The sequence below is a fragment of the Paenibacillus nanchangensis genome (assembly GCF_046543445.1).
Taxonomy (GTDB): Bacteria; Bacillota; Bacilli; order Paenibacillales; family Paenibacillaceae; genus Paenibacillus_AQ; species Paenibacillus_AQ nanchangensis.
On record NZ_JBHOFD010000004.1, the window covers coordinates 123,792 to 147,746 of the forward strand.

Genomic DNA, 23,955 nt, shown 5'->3' on the forward strand with positions numbered 1-23,955 from the left:
TATGAAGTTCAAAGGATTTGACGCAAACGATTTCGACGTATTCGGCATTCCCGGGCTGGAGCCCCGGATGGAAGCCCTGATTGCCCGCATCCGTCCCAAACTGGAGGCGTTGGGCGGAGAGCTGGCTCCATACCTGTCCGCGCTGTGCGGACAAGAGATGTACCCGCATGTCGCCAAACACGCCCGCCGGACGGTACATCCGCCTGGAGACACCTGGGTAGCATGGGGACCTAACCGCAGAGGCTACAAGGCGCTGCCCCATTTCCAGGTCGGCTTGTTCGGCACGCATCTGTTTGCGGTGTTCGCCATTATCTATGAAAGCCCGAACAAAACGGTTTTCGCCGAAAACCTGACCCGGCAAGGCAGCGGACTGACGGGATCGCTGCCCGCCAACTTTTTTTGGTCGACAGACCATCTGGACCCGAAAGGAACGGCACAGTCGGACATGTCGGATGCGGCGTTTGAGACGCTGGCCCGCCGGCTGAAGGAGGTCAAGAAGGCCGAAGTTACCTGCGGACTGCGGATCGATAGAGAGGATCCGCTGCTGAGTGACGGAGAAGCGCTGGAACAGACGGTCAAGCAGACGTTCGAAACGCTGCTGCCTCTGTACCGGAGTTCTTTTTAAAGCGGACGAAACTTAAATAACACCGCAGCAAAAGCCCAGGCTCTAATGAGCTTGGGCTTTTGCGTGCGTCCGGCGCACGATCAGCAGATGAAGCACAAACAGCAATACCATAACGCAGGCGCTGGCGACAAATGGCGCGGCATGGGCAACCTTGTCCCACAGTCTGCCCGAAATTATCGGGCCGGCAACCATTCCCGAGCCCTGCAGTGTAAGGAACAAGCCCCATACGGTTCCCCGCTCGCCTTTTGGGACCTGCTTCGCCAGAAAGGCGTTCCAGGCAGGCAGGATCAAAGCGTAGCTCACACCCACAAGCGCGCCCGCTGCGAAGGCCAGCGGCAGCCACCGTACAAGCGAAAACATCAGCAGCGCGCCGGCTGCAAGCAGAAATCCGGTGTTCAGAAACAGGCCCGTACCAATCCGGTCGACCAGCCGGCCGGCCGGAATAAGCGCCAGCACCGTAATCCCCCCGCCCGCGACCAGCAGCAGGCTGAACTGGTTGGGTGTCACATGAAGGTCCGACCGTGCATATAGCGTAACGACGGGCGTCATGAGGCCGATCGCAAACGCCTGAAGGAACAGCGCCGGATACAGCAGCCGGCTGACATGCAGCGTGGTGCGGATTTTGGTAAAGGTGCGGCGGAGGCTGCGCAGCAGACGGCCTGCAGCAAATGCACGGCCCGTCACAGGCTCCGGCGGCGGGGTTTCAGCCGCGGCCTCCACTCCAAGCTCGTCCGCATGATGAATGCGCTTGGGGAGCAGGAGTGCCGCGCAGACGATCGCTGCCGCGCACCCCAGCAGCACAAGAAACGCCAACCGGTAATTCTGATGCCCGTGGTCGATAATAAAGTTAACGACAATCGGACCGACGCCTGTGCCGGCAAGCGAAGCCATCTCGACCGCTCCCATCGCCGCCCCGCTGCCGCCGCTTTCGGTCCCGGCCGCGAGCTCCGAAATGCCGGTCATCACACACGGCCAAAGCGGCGAGGTACCGATGCCGAGTATGAGGCAGGCGGCCGACAGCAGCCAGGCATCCTTGGCGTAAATGATGAGTCCGACGGCAATCAGCACAAGCAGCAGCGCGCCGGTCATCGTCCATTTAAAGCCGACCCGCTCCGTCACCCAGCCTGACGGCCCACGGAACAAATTGTCGCCAAGATACTGCAGCGCAAAAGCGATGCCGACCACCGTCACGGAGAGCCCGAGGATATTTTCCATATATACCGGGAGCAGCGCCACCAATAGCGATCCCTTGACGAACTCCACCAGGAAGATGATAACCCACATCTCAAGGATGAACGGGGAAGTCAGCTTGATATGCTTCCGCCGCGGAGTATTTCCATGCACAAAATCACATCCTAGTATTATGGTGATGGTTCTGATATACTCATCCTGTTTGCATTTTAACTTGAGAAAGGTTGTGACAGCATAAAATGAATCAACACCGCACACCGCTATTTTCGGCGCTGAAGAAACATGCCGCCGCCAATCCGGTGCAGTTTCACATTCCGGGACACAAAAAAGGAATTGGAGCCGACACGGAATTCCGCGAATTCGTCGGAGACAATGTCCTATCCATAGATCTGATCAACATCGCGCCGCTCGATGATCTGCATCAGCCGAAAGGAGTCATTGAGGAAGCGCAGCAGCTGGCCGCCGAAGTATTCGGCGCGGACTATACGTTTTTTAGCGTACAGGGAACCAGCGGTGCCATCATGACCATGATCATGTCGATCTGCTCCCCCGGCGACAAAATCATCGTACCGCGCAATGTGCATAAATCCGTAATGTCCGCCATTATTTTTTCGGGCGCAAAGCCGGTGTTTGTCTCCCCGGCCCAGGATGAGAATCTGGGGATCGATCACGGCATTACGACAAGCTCGCTCAAGCGGGCGCTGAGCATCCACCCTGACGCCAAAGCCGTTCTTGTCATCAACCCGACCTACTTCGGCGTCTGCGCGGACCTGCGGTCGATCGTCGAGCTGTCCCATGAGCACGGCATCCCCGTATTGGTGGATGAAGCGCACGGCGTGCTGATCCATTTCCACAAGGATCTGCCGATGTCGGCGATGGAAGCCGGCGCGGATATGGCCGCTACCAGCGTCCATAAGCTGGGCGGTTCCATGACGCAGAGCTCGGTGCTGAACGTGAATGTGAAGAACGGTCTGGTGAATCCGAAGCGGGTGCAAACGATTCTGAGTATGCTGACAACGACTTCCACTTCTTACCCTCTTCTTGCCTCGCTTGACACGGCAAGAAGAAATCTTGCGCTGAACGGACATGCCATGGCGGAGCAGACGATCGCACTGGCCCGGTATGCCCGCGACGCCGTAAATGCCATCCCGGGACTGTACAGCTTCGGCCAGGACATCCTTGGGAGCGAAGCTGCCTACGACCATGATCCAACCAAATTAAACGTGCACGTCCGCCATCTCGGCGTTACCGGATACGAAACCGAGAACTGGCTGCGCGAGCATTACAATATTGAAGTTGAATTAAGCGACATGTATAACATTCTTTGCCTGATTACGCCTGGCGATACCCAGGATTCGGTCGATACGCTGATCCGGGCGCTGACCGAGCTGTCCGACCTGCACATCCGCACCGCCCAAGCGAACGAGCTGATCGTTCAGGTGCCGGAGATTCCGCAGCTGGCATTGCTTCCGCGCGACGCATTCTACGGGGACACCGAACTGATTCCCTTCCGGGAATCGGCGGACCGCATCATTGCGGAGTTTATTTACGTCTACCCGCCGGGCATCCCGATTCTGCTGCCGGGCGAGGTCATTTCGCAGGACAACATCGATTATATTATCGACCATTTAGAAGTTGGACTGCCGGTCAAAGGGCCGGAAGACCGCACGCTGGAATATATCAAAGTCATCGTGGAAGCCGATCCGATTTTCTAATCCGGCCTGCCGCACAAAAGCCCGATACCTTCCCAGGTACCGGGCTTTTGATTATGCCGGACAAGGTTGTCCGGCATAGCTGAGGGCGAAGGTTAGTCCTGCTGGGAGGCTACCAGTTCGTTGTAAGCCTCTTCAACCGCTTTCCACTCGTCTTCGTCTTCGATATTGTAAAGCACCATTTCTTCGTCTTCCTCTTCCATCCGAAGAATGATGCCGTCCGCTTCCGGATTTTCGCGTTCCAGCAGCAGAGCGTACAGCTTCTCGCCTACGTCAAACGTCTCCACCAGAACCATTTCCACGTCTTCGCCTTGCTCGTTCGTCAAGGTCAGCACAAACTCTTCATGCTCATGGTCGTGATCATGTCCGCAGCCGCATGCTTCTCCATGCTCATGGCCATGTTCATGTTTGTGATCGCTCATTGAAATACCTCGCTTTGAGTTGATTTATCCTTCATTTGGTATCGTACCACGTAAGCGGGGGCAGGTCAATTTGCGGGAATCCGGGCCGTTTTTAGTTCTGGGCGCTGATGATTTTTTCCGAAACCAGGGTATAATCCGCGTTTTTGGAAGGCTTGATGTAGTAGCCCACACGGTATTTGCCGGTGTCCTTGAATTCATAGGTAATTTCCTTCGTGGTCCACCAGAAATCTTCTTTCAGACTGCCGGACACATCCTGTTCGTCAATGTCCTTGACATTACCTGCCGGGTCCATAATCGTCACTTTGACCGAGGCGATCTCACTTGTAAGGTTATCTACCTGCGTAAATACTTTAAATTTCACTTTACCCGGCTTTACGTTCCCGAAGACCGTATCTCCCTTAAACATAAACATATGAACATTGGGTTTGATGATCGTAACTTTGCCCGAATCGTCCCAAAGCACGACGCCCCCGGCTTCCCTCGCCGGAATATAGGTTTTCCCGTCAATTAAATATCCGCCGTCCGCAATCTCTTTCCCGTTGCTCCACACGCGAATCTTCTGCGTAACCGAGTCGGCGAACATCATCGAACCGCCCATTAAAGAAAAGACAGCCACGCACACCGCCACTTTTCTCCACCTCATAGCCGCACCCTCCAAACTGTATCATGCTGTCCACATTTTGCATAAATCCCCGGGAGCGACTTGCAGCAAAAATCATATAGAACAAAACCGTTTAATTGGTCTATATGGTATACCCTGAACCGGTGACCCTATGGAATTATGCAAAACCATACTGATAATATATACTTCCGCTCAACCGGCAAGTTGCGGTAACTGCGGACAAAATTTCCGGCGGACGATAAGCCCCGCCGAATCGGGTACAATAACCAAAACGGGAGGTGGCGCCAGGTGAGCGTAAAACTGCGGATGCTCGGCACAGGAGATGCGTTCTCAACGTGTTACATGAATAATAACGCTTTATGGTCGGACGGCACGTTCAATCTGCTGGTCGATTGCGGCAGAACAGCCCCGGCCGCGCTGAAAAAGCTGGGTATACGCTTCGGGAAAATCGATGCCGTATTGATTACCCATCTCCATAAGGATCATACGGGCGGCCTGGCCGCTCTTGTCAAACAGCGCAAGGCGGACGGTCTGCCGCCCATGCCTTTATTGGTCCCGCCTATACTGTCCCGGCAGCTGTGGGACGAGGTGCTTGCTCCCGAGCTTACACCCGAAGACGGCACCGGTTTGGGTGAAGTGTTTGAAGTCAGGATCGTAGAGCCGGGGGCGGTGTACCGCCTTTCCGGCGGGCTGGCCATTGAGCTGCTGCGGACAAACCATGTCCCTGGCAAACCAAGTTTTTCGCTGCTGGTGAACGGGTTCATTTTTTACAGTGCCGATATGGTGTTCGATCCTGGACTCTTAACAAGGCTTGTCGGCGACCGGGGCGTCCGCGTCATTTTACACGAATGCCAGCTGAGCGGCAAAGGAGCAGTTCACACTGAACTAAGCCAGCTGCTTTCGCTTCCCGAAGCGATCAGGCGGCGGATTCTGCTGATGCATTACGGTGACGAGCAGCCGGAATTCGAAGGACGGACAGGGGAAATGCAGTTTTTGCGCCAGCACACGGAGTATGAATGGCAAGAGCCGCTATCTTAAGCAGGATTTTGCCTAGATCTCTCCCGCTCTGCCGTTTACCGCGCAGCCGGTTACGTTTCAGCTCGTTATGCGCCAACTGGCTACGGGCATCCGATTATCGGGCATCCGGTTACTGTTAGGCATGCAGGGCGGTTTGGGGGGAATCAAAAAACCGGCCTCCCATTGGAGACCGGCCTGTCTTTGCGCCGCATTCAGAACGCGGGCAGATTGTCCAGATTGTTGGCCGGATCGCCGTCCGCGTCGCCCCGGATATGGGGTGCGCCGTCTTTTCCTTTAAAAATGTTGACTCCGGCAATATGGCCCAGCTGGATTTCCTCCATCGCCTGATCGTAAGTCAGCACCCGTCCTCCCGACGTGCGGAAGGCGGTCAAGTTGCCTTCACCGTTTTTTCTAACCGCCGCAATGCTCTCACGGTTGATGTCGCCCGGCATACACGCTCCTCCTTTCACGGTTGCACCAAAAGTTCGCCTTTTATAGGCTTTCCTAGTGTAACCCCATAGCAGAACGGTAATGCGAGACGCAGCCGATCGGCAGAATTAAAGTGTCTTGCGCATCCGGACATGCTCAATACCGGCATCGAGGAACGGTTCCTCGGATATCACTTCATACCCCAGCTTGCTGTAAAATGCCTCCGCCTGGCACTGCGCGTCCAGGATTGAATAGGTAAGGCCCAGCTCCCGGGCAAGCTCCTCCATCGCCAGCAGCAGCACCCGTCCGTAACCTTTGGAACGGTGGGGCATACGGACCGCAATCCGCTGCATTTTGGCCGTGTCGGCCTTATAGTAAATCAGCCGTCCGGTCGCAGCCGGCTCGGTCCCCTCCATCAGCAGCAGATGATGCACGTTGGGGTTGATCCGGTCGAATTCGTCGATCTCGATGTCAGCGGGCACCTTTTGTTCCTCAACAAATACTTCCCTGCGGATATTCAGCGCTTGTTGCAGTTCTTCTTCCTTTGTCACGCGGACGATTTCTGCCGCCATCTAACAGCACTCCCCTTTTGCAAAAAATACCGTGTATATACGTTGTCCGCAAAAAATGCAGAGGACGCCGCAGGCTTATGCCGGATATCGGCCGCCGGGCTGCCAACCTATACAGCAATTTTAGTATTATACCTTGTTTTGCTCTTCCCGTGTACTTGGGGTTGTCCCGGAATCAGCACGTGAGGCTGTCGTCCGCATTGTTATCGCCCGCAGGCGAACCCAGGGGGCAAGAAACCGCACAACAGAAAAAGGCCTATCCGTCCTTAAGGGGACGAATACACCTCTTCTTGTACAGACCGGTCATAGACGTCCTGCAGCACCGGAGCAAGCGTCGGTTCGCCGCCCAGCCCGTCGTCAATCCCGTCGTCAAGCGGCGCTCCGGTTGTCACTTCAGCCTCCCGCGCTCCGGTTGTCACCTCGGCCTCCCGCAGCAGCGCGGAGACGAAACAGCCGGAGAGGACCGCCAGCAGAATGGCCGCCAGGACCGTTTGCAGCATACGTTTCATTGCCGGCTCCCTTCTGACATGCTGTCCTTTCTGGTACCAGCATGCCCTGGAAGGAGCGGTTTCAGACGCTTTTTTTTCGATTAGACACCGATATTACCTATAACATGTACCAGATACATCATCCCCGCCAAATAGGACGCCAGCCCGGCGTACCCGAGGCCAAACCGCCAGCGGGAAGCCCGGGGAACCTCATAATAATGGGCGTTTTCGAATTCGCTGTACTGAACCTGGCAGTAAAGCCGCAGATGCGGCCCGCTGTCCAGCTCCAGCCGCTCCGCACGCACCAGTCTGGCGTGATGCACCATTCCTTGGACCGGCAGGGCAACCTTGGTTTCAAAGCCGATGCTTTCCCACCGCATGACCACAATCTGCTGCCTCTCATTAAGGGTAGAATACGTAGTGAAAGACAACTCACGGGTATGCTCGGGGCCGGGGACCGGCTGGCCTGCGTCAATGAGAGGCTGCAGCGGCATCAGATGCGCGGTCTCTTCAACCAGATCGTTATCCCGTAGGTTCTTCTTGCGTTTCACAAATTTTTGGTAGAGATCATACGCAAACATTGCCCATATAATGAAAAAAAGGACAGAACGCAGATGGAACACGATCAGATACAGCCCGCCAACCAGTCCAACGAGCCACAGCCAGCGCGTCACCGCCGTGGCGATCCGCCCGCCGTCCAGCGGGTGAATCGGCAGCAGGTTGATCAGGTTCAGGAAAAAGCCGACATAGGCCAGTGAATACAGCAGCGGACTGTCCATCAGATAAGCGGCGGCAAATACCGCCGTCGCGCCAATCGTGCCGAGCAGCGGCCCGCCGAATGCCAGGTAAGCCTCTGTACGCGCATCCTGCGGATGCCGCTTTAGAGTGATCAGCGCGCCGACGAAGGGCAGGAACAGCGGAGCGCTGACAGGCAGTCCTTTGCGCCGGGCCGCAAGCACATGGCCCATTTCGTGCACCAGCAGCAGGGCGACAAACCCGACGGAAAACGCCCATGGATAAATGAGTGCATAGGCCCAGATGGATACCGCCATCGACAGAACGGGACCCAACATTTTGCCCAGCTTGAGCACCGAGATCAGCGACTTGCCCTTTGCCAGCAAAAAGGCGGCCGCCGCACCCCATTTCAGCCATCCGCTCTGCGGTTTACTCTCTTGTTTTTCCGGCAAAACCGTCGTCCTCCTTAAGGCTGAGGAGACCCAATCATTGAAACGACAAGGCTCCTTTTACTCCAGTTTACCATATGACGGCCGATCGTTCAGGTCCCCAGGTTATCAGCGCCGGTTGTCATGCAGCATTCTTAACGCGTTGGGCCAGCAGTTTGTTTCAAACCCGTAAAGAACGGCTATTAATCAGCAACACGCCCAATCTCCAATCCTTCCATTTCCTTTAACGAAAGGAGAAGTGAATGAAGATGCGAAAAAAACCGCTTATGCGCAATCCCTGGTTCTGGACCGTCATTGTGCTGCTGCTGGCGGCCTTGCTCTGGAACACGCTGGGAGGTGTGCAGCGTGAAGCTCAGGCCCCGGAGGCCGGCGACGCTTCACCGTCCCCGGCTGTCCCGTCCTCATCCGCTGCTGCCCCGCCAGCATCGGGACCGGCCGCTCCAACACCAGGCAGTACGGGGCAGACTGAAGCGTCCGCCGTTCCATCCGCCATGCCAGCCCCCTCGTCCGGGCTTCCCGGAACGGCAACGGATGGCTCCGGCGGTCCTGCAGCTTCACCCCCCGTGTCCGGAGCAGACCAGATTCCGCTTCCCAAGCAGGAAGTGGAGCAGTATATCCGCGGACTGGAAGGCGCCTCTTTTATCCAGGATATCGAAGTCGGAACGGATAACATTACGATCGCTTATTTTGCAAACTATGACGCCTACAAACAAGCCCTTCCGGACAGCCAAACGACGGCAGAAGCGTATACCTCGTATTTTGCCGGCGGAGATCAGATTTATCAAATCATGATGGAACTGCCCGTCCGGCTGTTCCGGCAGTTCCCGGGCACGGCGCTCGTCGACCTGCGGCTGCCGTTTGAGCAAAACACCTATTCCGTTAGCCTGACTCAAGGGGAAGCGGAGCAGTTTTTTGGTACGGATCTGAATGAAATCCGTTCGGACGAGGACTGGGACAGCCGGATCGCCAACCAGTTCACGGAGCAGCGGCGCAAGGAATATGCGGACCGTTTTGTAAAAGTGGAGATCAACCCCTGAACTGCCGCGCCCCAAAGATGCAAAGATCCTAGAGAGACTAATAGAGCCGGCAGCAGCGCATATTTCCGGTGGACTGGCAAGTCGGGCGGACAGATGGAATAGACATCACTATCAAACCTAATGAGGTGATGTTTTGTTTTTTCATATTAAGGAACTCCAATACCATGCCAAGCCGGAACGTCCCGATCCGGTCTACGCACGCAAGCTCCAGGAAGCGTTGGGCGGGCAATTTGGAGAAATTACCGTGGCGATGCAGTATCTGTTTCAGGGCTGGAATACACGGGGGGACGGAAAATACCGCGATTTGCTGATGGATACGGCGACGGAGGAGCTTGCGCATGTGGAAATGCTGGCGACGATGATTGCCCGCCTGCTTGATAACGCGCCGCTGGATACGCTGGAGGAGGCTGCCAAGGACCCGATGGTCGCGGCCATTCTCGGTGGCTCAAATCCGCAGCATATGATCGTATCGGGTCTGGGAGCCATGCCATCCGACAGCGAAGGGTATCCATGGAATGCGAAATATACGATTGCAAGCGGGAACCTGCTTGCCGACTTCCGGGCCAATCTGAATGCCGAGTCGCAGGGCAGACTTCAGGTTGCCCGGCTGTACGAAATGACAACCGATCGCGGGGTACGCGACATGCTGTCCTGGCTGCTTGCCCGGGATACGATGCACCAGAACCAGTGGATCGCGGCTATCCGGGAACTGGAATGCAAGGAAGGGGTAGTCGTGCCTTCGAACTTCCCGCCGGAATGTCAAAAGCAGGAGGTGTCCCATGTGCTCTTTAATTTCTCACGCGGTCAAGCCAGCGCAGAAGGCCCATGGGCGCACGGCATCGCCCCAGACGGATGCACCTTCGAATATGTGCCTGATCCGCAGCCCCTGGCGCCCGCGCCGCATCTGCCGCCCGCCCCGCTGTATGTGTATAACACGCTGCCGCAGTTGATGCGCGAACAAGGCCCCTCTGCGCCGCCTATGTAAATAACACAGCTTTCGCAGAGCGAAAATCAGCTGAGCTCCGGTCCTGGCGCGGATTTAACCGCAATCAAGGAATCGTCTTGAAAAAATAGAAAAATACCGCTTCGCCCGCGGCGAACGCACGCTCGGCGTGCTATTTTATTTTCTGTGCGATGAAGGTAACCCTAGACTGGGCAGTTGCCTTGGTGAAACTCATAGAACTGCAGAACGAAATTGCGACTCAGGTTGGGAAGAAATGCTCCACCCTAATTCAAAGTCAACTCCAGCCCTGGATCTCCGGTTTGCCCATTTATCTCGAGGCGTATCTGCGCCGATCTCAGGCTTTGGAACGAATCCTCTCCTGTGACATACCACGCCCGCAGCGGATTACCACAGCACGCGATACGCAGGTCTTTGCGGACCCAGCGGACGTTATTTCTGAAATTCTAGGGCTTTGGTATGCCTGACGGACTCCAGATCCGTTATTCGTGCCGAAAACATACAAACTATGGACTCTCCGCGTAAATAGGTGCATCTGAGTCCGCAACTTTGTCAAAACACGGAATAATTAGCAAATTAGGTCTCCTGTGTCCGGAAGAAAGTTATAGGGGAGGACAATGCGGAGCTGCTTCAAAATACCCAGTATTTTCGAGTATATTGACTTCTTCTACAACACCCGGCGCATCCATTCTTCCATTGATTACTATCCCCCTCGGAGTATGAATGACTTTGCTTTAACCGAGCTGCCTAAAAATCTGTGTCTACTATCTGGATAGAGGTCCAGAAGGGTCTAAGCCATTTTTCCAGCTGTGAAAGTTGAGTAAATAACACAACAAGCACCTACACAGGCGATTTCCCTGCGAGGTGCTTGTCATGGATTGGCTTTTGGTGAGACAGGTGGTTTTGTAGGTCAGGTGGTTTTGTAGGGAAGCAGCTCGTCCAGTTCCAGGGTTTCGTGTACGCCCAATTGTTGTCTGGTCATGGTTCTCCCTCCTTTCCTGCGTTGTTATCTCCGGGCGTTATTTGAAATTTTCGGGCTGGAACATCCGTTCTTATAGGCAAAAACTTCCTCCCTGCCGATAATAGAAATAGCGCCCCGCGGGAAAGGAGGATACAGCATGGAAAAAGCTCTTATACATAAGCTGATTGATGAAGTAACCCAGGACGTATTCGCTAAAAACAAAGAAGCTCTGGAGGCGGCGGGCAACTCGGCCGGCGACCTGCAGGCTGCCGTTCGTCTGTCGGCCATGACCACCGTCAAAATTTTGGAGAAGCTGGAATTGATCTAATTTTTGAATCAGAAGTGGAAGCGGCGGAAACACAAGAAAAAACCGTGTGTGCTCTTTGTTGAGCCGCACGGTTTTTCGTCTTCGATAACGGGTTATTCCTGTTGTCCGCCCTGGTACCGGGTTTCGTCCTGTTTTACGTTCGCGCCCCTAGCTTTGGCCAGCTCCAGCAGCTCCGCCGCGTCATCCAGCGGCTTATAGCCGATCAGGGATTCGAGATAGCCGATATCGTAATAATTGTCGGTATTGGCCGAGGTTCCATATACGTTCAGATACTTCATCTCATCCGGGGCTTCAATACAGCAAACGGCCAATTGCAGCATATCCCGCTCCGAAATCCAAATATGGGCGGCTCGCTCCGTATGCGGCCGGTCGTCTTCCGGAAAGTTGCCGATCCGGATATTAATTGAGGACAACTTCCCTTGGTCGGCATACAGGCGTCCCAGCAGCTCAATATAACATTTGCTTAATCCGTAAAAGCTGTCAGGCCGGTAGGGGTCGTCCACGTCAATGTCTTCTCCTACCTTATAATACCCTGTCGCATGATTGGAGCTGGCGAACACAACCCGGCGGACGCCATTGCGGGCAGCGGCTTCAAACAGATGATACGCCCCCGCCACGTTGCCCTGAAGCACCTTGCCCAAAAAATCGTCTTCATCCTTGATCCAGGCAAAATGGAGGACCGTATCCACACCCCGGGTCAGCTCCTCAAGCCGGGCGGCGTCCGTAATATCCAGCTCCTCGATCCCCGCCTGTTCATCCGCTTGCACATCGGCGCCGATTACCTCGTATCGTTCGTCCGCTTTCAATCCCTCGAACAGCGTGTTTCCAATTCTTCCGGCTGCACCGGTCACCAGCAGCTTGCGTTTCATCGGTCGGCTACCCCTTTCTGAAAAGGCTTTATTATGGTATTACCCGATTGGAGGGCTTTCTTGCAGGAAAGTCCGCTATAAGCAGGTAATTCAAACGGGAGCCTTACGGGAGTCAAAAGCAGCCTGGAAGCGGGTTAGCGTTCTTATTGGAGTCCAAACAGCCTGGGAAGCGGCTTAGCGACCCAAAGCAGGTGCGGGTGTATGCGCGCCGCAGACCGGACAATTAGCTATACAATGGTCCATCATTAATGGCACTGGCCTGGCACTTAGCCTAACAGCCGTTTATTGGCGGGCGTTGGCTCCACGGCGGATAGTTAGCCGTAAGACAGTTCTCCTCAGCCTTGTCCCGGCGGTTAGCCGTACAGCGGTCCATACGCTGCGCAGGCCCGGTAATCCGCACCCTCCGGATCTTTGGTTCCAAAAGCAGCCCAGGCGCTGGGACGGAAAATCCGCTGCAGTTCCACATTATGCATATTAACCGGAATACGCAGTATGCTGGCCAGCGTAATCAAATCGGCGCCGATATGCCCGTAGCTGACCGCGCAGTGATTCGAGCCCCAGGCCTCCATCACCGTATACGCCTCGCCGAAAACCGGGTCTCCCGGAATCCGGTTCGGAACGAACCAGGTAGTCGGCCAGGCAGGCGTTGTCCGCTGGTCCAGTGCATCATGGACCGTCTCGGGCAGCTCGATGGTATACCCTTCGGCCAGCTGAAGCACCGGGCCTACACCCTCCACCAGATTGAGCCTGGACATCGTGACAGGCATGCTGCCGCGGGTCTGGAAATCCGTGGAGTATCCGCCTCCCGCGAACTGGTCCATATAGGTAGGCCGCCACTTTGTCGCTGCCAAACACGCCGCAGCCTCGTTTTCTTCGATTTCCCAATGGGGCTTCATGACGGGTTTGCCGTCCCGCTGCTGCTCCCCGGTGCCGTCCAGAGCGGCCGGACCCGAATTGATCAGATGAATGAATCCGTCTTCCGCCGCGCCATCGGCCTGCCAGCCGGTAACCCGCTCTACTGCCTCAGGACTCCAGAAAGCGCGGACATCGGCAAAAATCTGGGCTGTGTGGGACAAATAGTGATTAAACAGCATGGTAACGGCGTTCAGATTGTCGTTTTCCGTGGCTACCGTATACGGCTCCCGGATTCCGTTCCAGTCAAACGAGCTGCACAAAACAGCTTCCAGAAAATCCGCACTCGGATAATGGTCCGTCCACTCCCTTTGGCCTTGGAAACCTGAAGCGATCGCATCGTACCCATACGCTTCCTCTTCGTACCCCATTTTCCGGAGCTGCAGGTTGCCGGTCATCAGATCGCGGACGATCATCGCCATTTTGACTGATGCCGCCCAGTTCTCCTGTTTACGCGCAGGATCGATTCGTTCACGCTCCGGGTTCGGGTCCTCCCCTTCTATACAGTAACGCTCAACCCACTGCATGGCCCGGCCGAATTCCTCACGGTCGTAGATGCCTTTATCGATTCTCCGTGCTACTTCGGTCATATCCACATAAGCGTTTTTCATCCCGAGATACCGGCGGTAAAAGGCTTCATCGACCAGGCAGCCCGCAATTCCCATCGAAACGGAACCGATGGAGAGATAGGTGCGTCCGCGCAGCAGCGCCGCTGCCAGGCCGGCCCGCGCAAACCGCACCAGTTTATCACGGACATCCTCCGGCACTTCGCGGTCATCCTGGTCCTGGATATGCCGGCCGTAAATTTTGAAGACCGGCAGCCCTTTCTGGTTATGCGCGGCGTGCAGGGCTGCCAGGTAAACGGCGCCGGGACGCTCCGTACCGTTAAATCCCCATACGGCGTGCGGCAGCGCCGGGTCCGTCTCCATCGTCTCCAGCGGATAACACCAGCCGCTGGCCACAGTGACGATGACGCCTACTCCTTTTCGGCGGAATTCCTCCGCACAGCGGGCCGCTTCGGGATGTCCCGAAATGCAGGTGTCATAGACAACCACCTGCGCCGGGGAACCGTCGGGATTGCGGACGGAGGCGGTCAAAATCTCCGCCGCCTTGCCGGCAAGCTCCATCGTTATTTCCTGAAGCGCCGCTTTGACCTGCTTGCGGCGGTCAACAATCGGGCGGATGCCGATCACTGGAAATCCGCCCGGATATCGCTGGCTGCTATCACTCATCGGATGCTCCTCCTTGTTCTTTTGTTGTTCCGGCATGATACTGGGGTTAACCGCTTAACTTACGCTTGGTTATTAACTGACGGCCCCGCATGGCGAGCCCGGATCGGCCCATCCTACCCCGGATAATGGCGATGCCCTCCTTCACCAAAGGCGTCTCCGCTTGGCGCCAGCTTCCGCCATAACCAGGTATTCATGTTGTCTGTCATATCGGCGAACGACTCCAGCGCGGCGTATCCGTCATTGTTCTGTTCACCCAGCGCCTGGAAAATACCGTCCGGCCCCGTGACCGCGCTCAGTCAACAAGCCTGCTTTTCGCTCCTTCAAATCGAAAATATAGCCAACCCGGCTGCTCCGCTAGACAACAAATTGGTGATCCCCCGGTCCAACTGAGATGACGCCGGCGTCCTCCTTCTCCTTCTGCCGCGGGTTCCCGGGAAGGATGATTTCGGCTCCGGTACACGGCGGGACAGTAACGTTCAGCTCCAGCCGCCCGCCATCCTTGCGCCAAGCGGACCTTATCCGCCCGCTGATGGTATCCATCGACACTTCGGCCCACTCCAGTTCCCGCGGGATGCAGGGCTGAATCCGAAAGCGGCGGTAACCGGGTTCAAGCGGCCGGATTCCTCCAATTCGTGTATAAAAAGAGGCTCCGATCCCCCCGAACATGGCATGATTATGTGAATGCATGGCCCCTTTCTCGCTCCACTGCTCCCAGAGTGTCGTAGCTCCCTTCGCAATCTGATCGCCAAAACCCGGGTACTCCTTGCGGGTTATCATTGCATAGGCAAGATCGATCTGCCCGTGATCCGCCAGTACATCCATCAGGTATCTCGTACCGTATATTCCGGTATCCAGCCGGTTGCCCAGCGCCCCGATAGCGGCCAGCAGCCTGTCAAAAACGGCCTGCTCCTCATGGGGTTCCGCCATGCCAAAAGCAAGCGGCAGCAGCTGAGCCGTCTGCGATCCGCTTCCAAACAAACCGCCGCCCCGGCCGAACCGCCTGTGAAAAGCAGACCGGACCGAATCGGCAAGCTCCGCATAATACGTGCGGTCCGTTTCCCGTCCAAGTACGCCGGCCGCCTGCGAGAGGATTGCTGCCTGGCGGTAATAAAGCGAGGTGTTTACGATCTCCACTTCGCGGAAGTAATGCTCCCACCCGTCGCTGTTCGGCGCGCACCAGTCTCCAAAGCCTTCCGTCACAATACCGTCCGGCCATTTGCCGGTTATAAAATCCACATAATCCTTCATCGCGCCGTAGTGTCTCAGCAGCACTTCCCCGTCCCCGTAATACCAGTACAGATGCCAGGGGAGAGTGACGAGATCCCCGCTCCAGTCAGGATTGGTCCGGCTGTCTTCGATGTCCCCCAGCCATTTGCGGTAGTACTGGCGCATGCCGAAATTGTGAATGGCCGCTTCTTCAACCACGGCCGAATCCATCAGACACGGGGTCCGTTCATCGCGCTGGCAGCAGTCCGTCGGAATGCTGACCAGATTATTCAGAATCGACCAGCGAAGGTTGCTCTGAATCCGGCCAAGCAGGTCATCGGAGCTGCGGAATATTCCTGTCTCCGGAACGTCCGCATGCACCGGCACCGCCCGTATGGCCTCAATCACCGCCGTGCCAGTGACTTCGGCTTCGACATAGCGAAAGCCGTGATACGTAAAACGCGGTTCATAGGTTTCCGTTTGTCCTCCGCGCAAAATATAGAGGTCCGCCGCCCGGGCATTCCGGTTCGTCCAGGAGTCCAACCGTCCTTCCGCATCGGTCAGCTCGCTATAGCGGAGCCTTATCCGGCTGCCGGGTTCGCCTTTCACCTGGAGGCGCACCCAGCCGGCTAGGTTTTGTCCGAAATCGTAGACCTCGGTGCGGGTGTCCACCCGGATCGTCTGAACCGGTTCCAGCGGCGTCCATGTCCGCACAGGCGGCTGCCCGTTTGCTTCCAGACTACCGGCCGGCGGCTCCGCCAAGACGGCAGGCTGCCAGTTCTTTTCTTGCGAAAATCCGGCCTGATCCCAGCCATCCGGAACAAGCCGGCCATCGTAAACTTCGCCGTCGTAAATATCGTTTGCCAGCAGCGGCCCCGGCCCGGTCTTCCATGATTCGTCAGAGACGACGCGGATTTGTTCGCCGCTTGTCAGTTCGATATCCAGCTGGAGGATAAACGCTTTATCCCGGTTCCATTTCCAGCCCCAGCGCGAGTAGTTAGGGCCGTATCCGTTGCCGAGCCAAACTGCCAGGGTATTCGTTCCCTTATCGAGCAAGCCGCTTATTTCGTAGCTATCATACAGCAGCCTGCGCCCGTACGGTGTATTGGCGGGTGCCAGTACCCGGTCGTCGGCTTTGCTCCCGTTCACCCGGAGCTCGTACCAGCCTATCGCATATACGCTTAGGTGCGCGCTGACGGCGCCTTCCGGGAGCTCAAAAGTCCTGCGGAACAGCGGGCTGTCGGCGGGCACAGGCGATCCGCACAGAGATACGGTGTGTCCGGTAAGCCGGAGACCGCTGCCGGAGCCGTCGATTTCGCCGGCTGAAAAAGGATGCGCCGCAGGATCGTAAAACCGGCTGGATGCAAGCATTCTTCCCGCGTCCGGGCCGGACAGGCGAAAATCACGGTATACGGCGGTCCCGTCCGCCTCTGTCAGGAACCCGATCCTGCCAGTCCCGGCCTTCATGCTGTTGCGGATCACTTCCCGGCCGTTCACCTGAAGCTCTACGTCATCCGGACAGATGACAAGCCTGAGGTGCAGCTCCGCGGGAAGACGCTCCAGTTCCGTAAGATAAACCCGGGCGGCAACCTGCCGCTCCCCCTGCTCCACCCGGAACAATATGACACTCCGTTCCTCCGCATCCAGCATGCAGCCGCAGTGCCGGTCCGCCCCCGTATAGGCAAACAACAGTCCGGCGGCACCCTGCTCAAGTGTGAGCTGGACCTCGGCGGTCAGCTCCGGCCGGTCCCAAATCCCTGGCGGTTCCCGGGTGATCCAGCATGCGTTCCATTCTTCGGGATGAATTGCCAAGTCCATCGACACGATATTTTCCCTCCTTTGTCTGCGGTTCCCCGCGTTCCGGCTCCATGCCTCAATTTACACAGTCCGGTCCGATGCTGCGGTTGCCGCCGCTTACGGCAGGCTGTACGGATGCGGCATTCCACGCACTGACTTCAAGACAGCTAAGCCAGCCGGTCTTGTTGGCGGATTCCCAGCTGATTTCCTTTTCATCTCCCGGGCGGAGTCCAAAGCCGTTATCGTCCAGATAACTGCCCCAATCTTCGGGAAACCCTTTAATGGTGACAAAAAGTGCCGGCACCTCGCCCGTGTTCCGGACAAGCAGCGTCCCTGTTTGCCCCCGGACTTCCAGCGTGCATTCCAGTTCAGCCTGCGGCAGGGCGCGCAGCGGGGCCCCCGGGAGACCGGCATACAGCTGAAACGCCTTGGCCGCTTCGTCTCCGGTGTACTCGTTGGCTTCCTGCCTATGGCTGCGCTCGAACTCCAACAGCTCCGGCGTCTTGGCACGGGCGTTAAACGCATACCATTGTTCGGATAACAGCCGGCCGTCCCTCGCACGGAGAGCTGTCGCCAGCACAAAAGGCCGGTCCGACGTTCCCGGCGGAAGCTGCTGTGTAACACGGTCCACCAGTAGGGCCTGCCCTCCCGGCAGTTCCAGGCCTTCGTATGTTTTGGACCACAGTTTTTTTAAGTCAGCGCCGTACAATGCGGCATCCAGCGATCCCCCGGACAGTCCCTCCCGGGTATCGCTGACGGCCATCAAATCGGCGGAAAAGTGCTCCCCCGTTTTCCAGCTGTCCGCGCGTTCAAACAAGGCAAACGCATAATCCGACTTACAAGCCTGCGCCGCCAAATAATAAGACAGCTTCGGCGTCCCGTAAAAATCGACTACCGCCCAAGAGTGGCCGGGGAACAGGTCCGTAAACTTGTAGTACCAGAACCCTGTCCTCTCGCTTCCCGTCCCGGCCCGCTGCCGGTCGGCGACAAGCCGGATCGCCTCTCCTTGCGCAATCTGGGAATACAGAATGTAATCCTCCCAGGAACGGATCGGCCCATAAGCGCCGTAACGCATCACTTTGATAATGTCCTTTAGCCCGAACTGGTGGAAATGCGACAGCCATCCCCGGCTCGTCTCGGACGGCGGATAGTCGGACAACGCCTTTTCAGGCAAGAAACGCCTGATGCTGGACGTTCCGGGCATGCTTGGAATCCCGTATTCTCCGTAAAACACGGACGGCATGGCGAGCACCGCCGCGTCCAGCGGCTCGCCTCCGTGGTAGACATTCCAGTTATGAACGCTCCCGCCCCACGGATCGGTCCGGTGGAACGGCCGGGAAGGATCCAGGCCGCGGCAGCGGCGGCCAACCAGAAACAAGCCTTCATCGGCCCCCCCGTGCTCTCCGTTTTCGTTACCGCCGCCCCACATGACAAGCGAGGGGTGGTTGCGGAGCTGTTTAACCGTACGGCTCACCTGCCGGTCCAGTACGCCAAGATCCGTGTAAGGGGCATCGGGTGGCCCCCAGCAGAGCGGGAATTCCTGATAGACCATAATTCCTTTGGCATCACACAGCCGATAAAATTCCTGGCCTTCGATCAGGCCGCCGCCCCAGGCGCGCAGCATCTGCACATTTCCCCGGCGGGCGAGTTCCAGCATCCGTTCATACAGCGCAGGGTCCTGCTGCAGCATCGGATCGGGCCAGCACCAGTTGGCCCCTTTGATGAACAGGGGGACACCGTTGACGACAAACTGCCAGCGGTAATCCGTCTCCGGCCGCGCTTCGGCTGCAGGCCGCATCTCCAGCGTGCGGATACCGAATACCGTACTAACCCCGCCTTCCTGTTCGGACTGCCCAGACAAAAGGGTCAAAACCAGCTCATACAGCGGCTGTCCGCCATAACCGGCGGGCCACCAGAGCGCGGGGTTCGGTACAGTTACTTCAGTCCGAAACCGGTTGGCCCCGTAAGAGGCCTCGGCGCTGCACCTGAATCGGAGCGGATGGCTGTCCTCAGCGAATTCCCCATTCCCTGGAGATGCCGATACCGATGCCGATGCCGGTGGAGCCATTAAGCGGATTTCACCTTCCACGCTGACCCGCACGGGGTCCGGCAGCAGACTGACCACCGAATATTCAATCTGAAGCAGCGCTTCGTCCGGCGAAATAGACCGGGTAACTACATAAGGATCGGCTGCCTTTAGATCAGGCTCGGCTTCAATCCATACCTCTCTCCAGATACCCAGCGAAATGAGATGCCCGTAATGCCAGCCGAAGCCTGGACTGCCTTTCAGTATCCCGTTCCAGGACTGCGGAGCCGGGTCCAGCCGTACTACCAGTTCATTGGGCTGGCCGTATTTCGCAAGTCCGCTGATGTCGAGATCGGGTCCGCCGAACATCCCGGCATGGTGACCGAGTGAGCAGCCGTTTACAAATACGGTAGCGGCATAATCGATTCCGCCGAAGCGCAGCGTCAGCTTCCGGCCCTGCCAGCGGCCGGGCAGCGTAAATGCCGTGGCGAACCACCATTCCTGACACTCTGCCCGGGTTCTGCGAAACCAGACGGGTGTCTCCTGAGGTGCGCCGAAAAGCTCCAGTTCATCCAGTGTATTGGTATCCCAATAGGGATCGGGAAGCCGCCCAAGCTGGACAAGCGCATGCTGCACCGTGGTCGGCACCCGGACTTCATCCCATCCGCTGCGGTCGGTTCCCTCGGCATACCATCGGCCTTCCATCCCCGGACTTGCGGAGGCCTTGCGGCCGAACCACCCGGTAGCCGGCGGCGGATCGCCGGGATCCGAAGGGGGGCAGCCTTTCATTTTCCAGACACCCGATAAGAAAAGAGTATCGCTTTGATCTAAGCAAATATATTCGTTGTTATATGAAATAACCTGTTCAGCAGAGACCTCCCTGACAGGCCTCTGTGCTTCCGTCTCTACCCATGCGTCCCCATGCAGCGAGGAACGTTCATAGGCTTCATCCTGAATCTCATCTAGATAGTTGACGCCTTCCGCGTTAGAGCTCCAGCCGATTTTTGCCATAGAAACCCTCCTTGTTCTGTATGCTGCGGATATTTGGCATCTGATGAATAAATCTCCTGTGCACCGCTACTCCCACGGCAAAAGAATAAGTTCAGCACGATAGCCTTCCGGGGCCGCCAGCTCAATCTGGACGGTCTCTGGCGCACGGACCTCCAACCGAAACACAGGGTCGGACGAATCACCGGTAATTTCCCAAGCCGCATCAATGTTCCCCCCGGACGGCAGAGGCACCGAACCTCTCGCCCAGCGCAGGTCCCCGGGCTGGGGAGCGACGCGCACAGCTGTCCACCCGTCACTGAGCGGGCGGATGCCCAGCACCCATGCGCCAAGCGAATAACCGGGAGCAGCGGACCAGGCGTGACAGTGGCTGCGGGTAAGAAGTTTCGGGTTCGGCCGGTTTTCACCGTACATGGGATACATTTCCCAGCAGGCAGTTGCCCCATGGCGCAGCATGGCTCCATAATTCCGCCGCATATCCTCCAGCATAAGCCTGTATTCTCCCATTCCGGCCAGCGCTTCATAATAAAAGAAAGACATAAACGGGCTCCCAATTCCGACAAATTCCGCCAGTGGATTCGTCAAGTATCCCCGGATGGCGGCTTTTCGTCCGCCCTCGGCCACCCCGCAAAGCAGGGCCATCACCTGCGTCTGCATACTGATCGTTTCCGACCGGCGGCCGTCCGCATGAATACAGTCGATATAAGCATGGTGTTGTTCACTCCAAAGATGGAGGTTGATGTTCTCCGCCAGCCGTTTCGACTGGCTGCGGTAAATCCCGGCCTCCTCCTGCTTTCCGGCCCGTTCCGCCAGCTCTGCGGCGTCGGATAACGATCGGACCAACACGGCATTCTGATGCGTGACGACACCGTCATTCGGCTGGTCGAGCGGCGCCCAGTCGAGCAGATTCCAGCTGTGGATATGCAGCAGCCCGCGCTCGTCGATATGACGCAGGTAATGATCAAGCGTCAGCTTCACCTGGGGCCATAGGTCTTTTGCAAACTCCCAATTTCCGGTCCGGCGCACATATTCGAGACAGGCAGTGACCCAGAAAAACGTCCAGTTCGGGATGACGCTGTTCCACCCGCTTGGCACCTGATCCGCATACAGCGGCGTTAACGCCGCGGAGCCCGGGACCAGTCTCAGGCAGCGTTCCACCAATTCCTCCGCGCCGAACAAATAATAACAAACAAGCGCTTCGTTGCGGCTGTCGCCGACCCAGAACACCTGCTCATAAGCGGGACAATCGACAAATGTATCCTCCATGCACAGACGAGTCGTATGCCTGCTGATTTCCCAGATTTCATTCAGCAGCGAATCCGATGACCGGAACGAACCGGTCTCCGCCACCGGATAGTGGCTTTGCAGCACCTGTACTCCGTACAGTCTAAGCGGGCGCGAGGCCCCCCGAACCGTCAGCATCAAATAACGAAAACCGCGGCGGACCAGGGAGACGTAGGTTTGTCTGCCCTCCCGGCAAATGTAGCGGAGCGTATTGTCCAGCCCAAACGTATCCTGCCGGATCCCGTTTTCCAGATGCTCAAATCCGTAGGCGTCAATCACCGCGCCTTCCGGCGCATGGACTTCAAAGCGCAGGTAACCCGACCGTTCTTTGCCAAAATCTATAATCAGCTCAGTATCTCCGTCAGCAAACACGGGCACGATTCCCGGCACCGCGTTTGCGGCTACTGCTTGCTGCAGCTTCGGCGGTACCGGCAGCCTGGAGCCGGGGGCTGCGCTCACGCATGCCGCAAATACGGATACAGGCGCATAACAGTCGGTGAGAAAAGGTTGAACCGGCGTGCCGGCGGACAGCAGCCCGGAAATTGAAGCAGCGCTCAGGCACCGCACATAGCCCGCGTAATCCGGAAAAGCGCCTGCGTCCAACGCTTTGGAACCGCCAAACCCCTCGTAGGCGGAAAACGAACCGCCATCCGGCTGATGGTCAATCCGCTCCCGGACAAAAAACGGGCCGATCAGCGCATAAGGGCAGCGCTGCTCCTCTCCCTCTCCGGGCAGCGGCGAAACAAAAACCAGCGGCTCGGCACAATCCAAAGCGTAATGCAGGCCTCCGCCATGATCGGTTCCCGCCAGCTCCAGCAGCAGGAAGTTATCCCCTTGCTTAAGCTGGAGCCGCTGCTCTTTGACCGGAGCTTCTCCCGCCATTTCTTTGGCGGGGTACCGGATCCCGTTCAGAACGATTCCCCGCAAGGCGGGAAAAGGACTGACGAAGCGGAGCACCGCCGTTGTTTCGGCGGGCGCTTGAATAAGGGTTGCCGCCGCCGCGGCAAACGAAACGGGGTTCGCATGCTCCCGGATAGCCGGGTCCATCGCCCCCCTTACGTCCAGGAAGCCGGTAATCGCCGGCGGGATAACGGTGCGCAGCGACTCGACACGCGAAGGCCAAACCGTTTCCTCCGTCAGTTGGGGGATGCCGCTTCGTCTAAGCGTCGTCCACGGCGCAACTCCTGGGCGGCCGATCATGCGTGCAGGCTGCCATTCTGCTCCGCCGCGGCCCGCAGTCCGGACCTGCTGCCCCAGCATCCAGCCGGTGTCCCATCGCCGTCCGTCCACCTGTTCGGCGTAGCCGAGCTGGCACGACATACGTGGAGCCTGCCTGGCGTAACCCGCATGAACCGCGGTCAGCCAGCTTCCATCCGTCGCAGCCAGCAGCTTTCGGTCCGTGACCGCCGGCTGCATTTCATCCGGAGCCGCCTGTGAACCCGCTGGGTCACTGACAGCGGGGACACTTGGGGCATCCGGGGACTTGAGGGTATCCAGGGTATCCAGGGTATCCGGAGACTCCGATACATCCAGGGACTCCGGAGACTCCAGGGACTCCGAGCACTCTGAGACATCCGGGGACTCCGGGGCATCCAGCGACTCCGCGTACTCCGCGGTGCACTGCGTATGCCGGCTCTCCGGAATACCGGCACCGGCGTTAGGCTGTACTGCTTCCAGCTGCGCGAGCAGCCCGCCTCTGCCCGGGATATAGGCGAAGGTAGCGACGCCGAAGCTGATGACCAGGACGGCGATCGTATTGACGCCCTGCTGAAGCAGATGGCCAACCTCATACACCTCGTAACACTGCTCGAACGGCCAGCTGCGGCCGGGTCCCCTGCCCACCAGGACGCCGTTCAGATACAACACATATCTGGCGTCTGCTGTAATGGAAAGTTCGGCTTCGCCGCCCGGCCAGTCGGGCAGCTCCATCTTTTTCAAAAAACAGCGCCATTCATTCCGGGGCAAAGCTTCGCCGTCTCCCCATATCCAGTGTGCTTTCCATATCCCCTGTCCCGTTTGCTCCTGCGGTTCCTCTGTACGGATTGCGTTGTCCGCTTTTTCCGTCATGCTCTCCC

At 57.4% G+C, this 23,955-nt stretch carries 18 protein-coding genes and 1 pseudogene; 7 read left to right on the plus strand and 12 right to left on the minus strand.

The genetic code is table 11. The annotated features are described in order from the left end of the window. Position 1: 1 nt before the first annotated feature. Positions 2 to 625, plus strand: a complete 624-nt coding sequence (locus ACE6ED_RS04235; protein WP_410825719.1) for a DUF1054 domain-containing protein — start codon at positions 2 to 4, stop codon at positions 623 to 625. Positions 626 to 667: 42 nt separating this feature from the next. Here ACE6ED_RS04235 and ACE6ED_RS04240 read toward each other — a convergent pair whose 3' ends face one another. Continuing rightward, entirely contained in the window at positions 668 to 1,909 is a 1,242-nt protein-coding gene (locus tag ACE6ED_RS04240; protein WP_410825853.1) for an MFS transporter, read from the minus strand. Positions 1,910 to 2,055: 146 nt separating this feature from the next. Between ACE6ED_RS04240 and ACE6ED_RS04245 the strand changes: the two genes are divergently transcribed. After that, a complete protein-coding gene (locus ACE6ED_RS04245) occupies positions 2,056 to 3,531 on the plus strand; it encodes an aminotransferase class I/II-fold pyridoxal phosphate-dependent enzyme (RefSeq protein WP_410825720.1) in 1,476 nt (491 codons plus the stop codon). A 92-nt stretch (positions 3,532 to 3,623) separates the two neighbouring features. Here ACE6ED_RS04245 and ACE6ED_RS04250 read toward each other — a convergent pair whose 3' ends face one another. Beyond that, positions 3,624 to 3,950 (minus strand): DUF1292 domain-containing protein, encoded by a 327-nt coding sequence (locus ACE6ED_RS04250; RefSeq protein WP_410825721.1) that lies wholly within the window; start codon positions 3,948 to 3,950, stop codon positions 3,624 to 3,626. Between the two features lie 91 nt (positions 3,951 to 4,041). Beyond that, complete coding sequence (locus ACE6ED_RS04255; RefSeq protein WP_410825722.1) at positions 4,042 to 4,593, minus strand: copper amine oxidase; 552 nt, start codon at positions 4,591 to 4,593, stop codon at positions 4,042 to 4,044. Positions 4,594 to 4,860: 267 nt separating this feature from the next. On the opposite strand from ACE6ED_RS04255, the gene ACE6ED_RS04260 reads away from it, so the two are divergent. Further along, a complete protein-coding gene (locus tag ACE6ED_RS04260) occupies positions 4,861 to 5,610 on the plus strand; it encodes an MBL fold metallo-hydrolase (protein ID WP_410825723.1) in 750 nt (249 codons plus the stop codon). 191 nt (positions 5,611 to 5,801) lie between these two features. Here ACE6ED_RS04260 and ACE6ED_RS04265 read toward each other — a convergent pair whose 3' ends face one another. The 4 genes from ACE6ED_RS04265 to ACE6ED_RS04280 form a co-directional block, all read right to left on the minus strand. Next, the gene (locus tag ACE6ED_RS04265) at positions 5,802 to 6,041 is read right to left on the minus strand and encodes a DUF3892 domain-containing protein (protein WP_410825724.1); all 240 of its coding nucleotides are present in this window, start codon (positions 6,039 to 6,041) and stop codon (positions 5,802 to 5,804) included. Between the two features lie 105 nt (positions 6,042 to 6,146). Then, entirely contained in the window at positions 6,147 to 6,590 is a 444-nt protein-coding gene (locus ACE6ED_RS04270; RefSeq protein ID WP_410825725.1) for a GNAT family N-acetyltransferase, read from the minus strand. 263 nt (positions 6,591 to 6,853) lie between these two features. Beyond that, complete coding sequence (locus ACE6ED_RS04275) at positions 6,854 to 7,096, minus strand: hypothetical protein (RefSeq protein WP_410825727.1); 243 nt, start codon at positions 7,094 to 7,096, stop codon at positions 6,854 to 6,856. An 80-nt stretch (positions 7,097 to 7,176) separates the two neighbouring features. Then, positions 7,177 to 8,262 carry a site-2 protease family protein gene (locus ACE6ED_RS04280; protein ID WP_410825729.1) on the minus strand — a complete coding sequence of 362 codons (1,086 nt, stop codon included), beginning with the start codon at positions 8,260 to 8,262 and terminating at the stop codon, positions 7,177 to 7,179. Between the two features lie 239 nt (positions 8,263 to 8,501). Here ACE6ED_RS04280 and ACE6ED_RS04285 point away from each other — a divergent pair, with 239 nt between their 5' ends. From ACE6ED_RS04285 to ACE6ED_RS04295, 4 genes and pseudogenes are all read left to right on the plus strand, one after another. Continuing rightward, entirely contained in the window at positions 8,502 to 9,296 is a 795-nt protein-coding gene (locus ACE6ED_RS04285) for a hypothetical protein (protein WP_410825731.1), read from the plus strand. Positions 9,297 to 9,429: 133 nt separating this feature from the next. Beyond that, the gene (locus tag ACE6ED_RS04290; protein ID WP_410825732.1) at positions 9,430 to 10,281 is read left to right on the plus strand and encodes a manganese catalase; all 852 of its coding nucleotides are present in this window, start codon (positions 9,430 to 9,432) and stop codon (positions 10,279 to 10,281) included. 112 nt (positions 10,282 to 10,393) lie between these two features. Beyond that, positions 10,394 to 10,586: pseudogene (locus tag ACE6ED_RS29245) on the plus strand (IS4 family transposase); the annotation flags it as partial. Positions 10,587 to 11,375: 789 nt separating this feature from the next. Beyond that, complete coding sequence (locus tag ACE6ED_RS04295) at positions 11,376 to 11,546, plus strand: hypothetical protein (RefSeq protein ID WP_410825734.1); 171 nt, start codon at positions 11,376 to 11,378, stop codon at positions 11,544 to 11,546. A gap of 92 nt (positions 11,547 to 11,638) precedes the next feature. Here ACE6ED_RS04295 and ACE6ED_RS04300 read toward each other — a convergent pair whose 3' ends face one another. From ACE6ED_RS04300 to ACE6ED_RS04320, 5 genes are all read right to left on the minus strand, one after another. After that, positions 11,639 to 12,415 (minus strand): NAD-dependent epimerase/dehydratase family protein, encoded by a 777-nt coding sequence (locus ACE6ED_RS04300; RefSeq protein ID WP_410825736.1) that lies wholly within the window; start codon positions 12,413 to 12,415, stop codon positions 11,639 to 11,641. 353 nt (positions 12,416 to 12,768) lie between these two features. Then, complete coding sequence (locus ACE6ED_RS04305; protein ID WP_410825738.1) at positions 12,769 to 14,559, minus strand: L-fucose isomerase; 1,791 nt, start codon at positions 14,557 to 14,559, stop codon at positions 12,769 to 12,771. A 354-nt stretch (positions 14,560 to 14,913) separates the two neighbouring features. Further along, positions 14,914 to 17,583, minus strand: a complete 2,670-nt coding sequence (locus ACE6ED_RS04310) for a family 78 glycoside hydrolase catalytic domain (protein WP_410825854.1) — start codon at positions 17,581 to 17,583, stop codon at positions 14,914 to 14,916. Positions 17,584 to 17,638: 55 nt separating this feature from the next. Next, a complete protein-coding gene (locus ACE6ED_RS04315; RefSeq protein ID WP_410825740.1) occupies positions 17,639 to 20,599 on the minus strand; it encodes a glycoside hydrolase family 2 protein in 2,961 nt (986 codons plus the stop codon). A 66-nt stretch (positions 20,600 to 20,665) separates the two neighbouring features. Further along, the gene (locus ACE6ED_RS04320; protein WP_410825742.1) at positions 20,666 to 23,947 is read right to left on the minus strand and encodes a family 78 glycoside hydrolase catalytic domain; all 3,282 of its coding nucleotides are present in this window, start codon (positions 23,945 to 23,947) and stop codon (positions 20,666 to 20,668) included. Positions 23,948 to 23,955 lie beyond the last annotated feature (8 nt).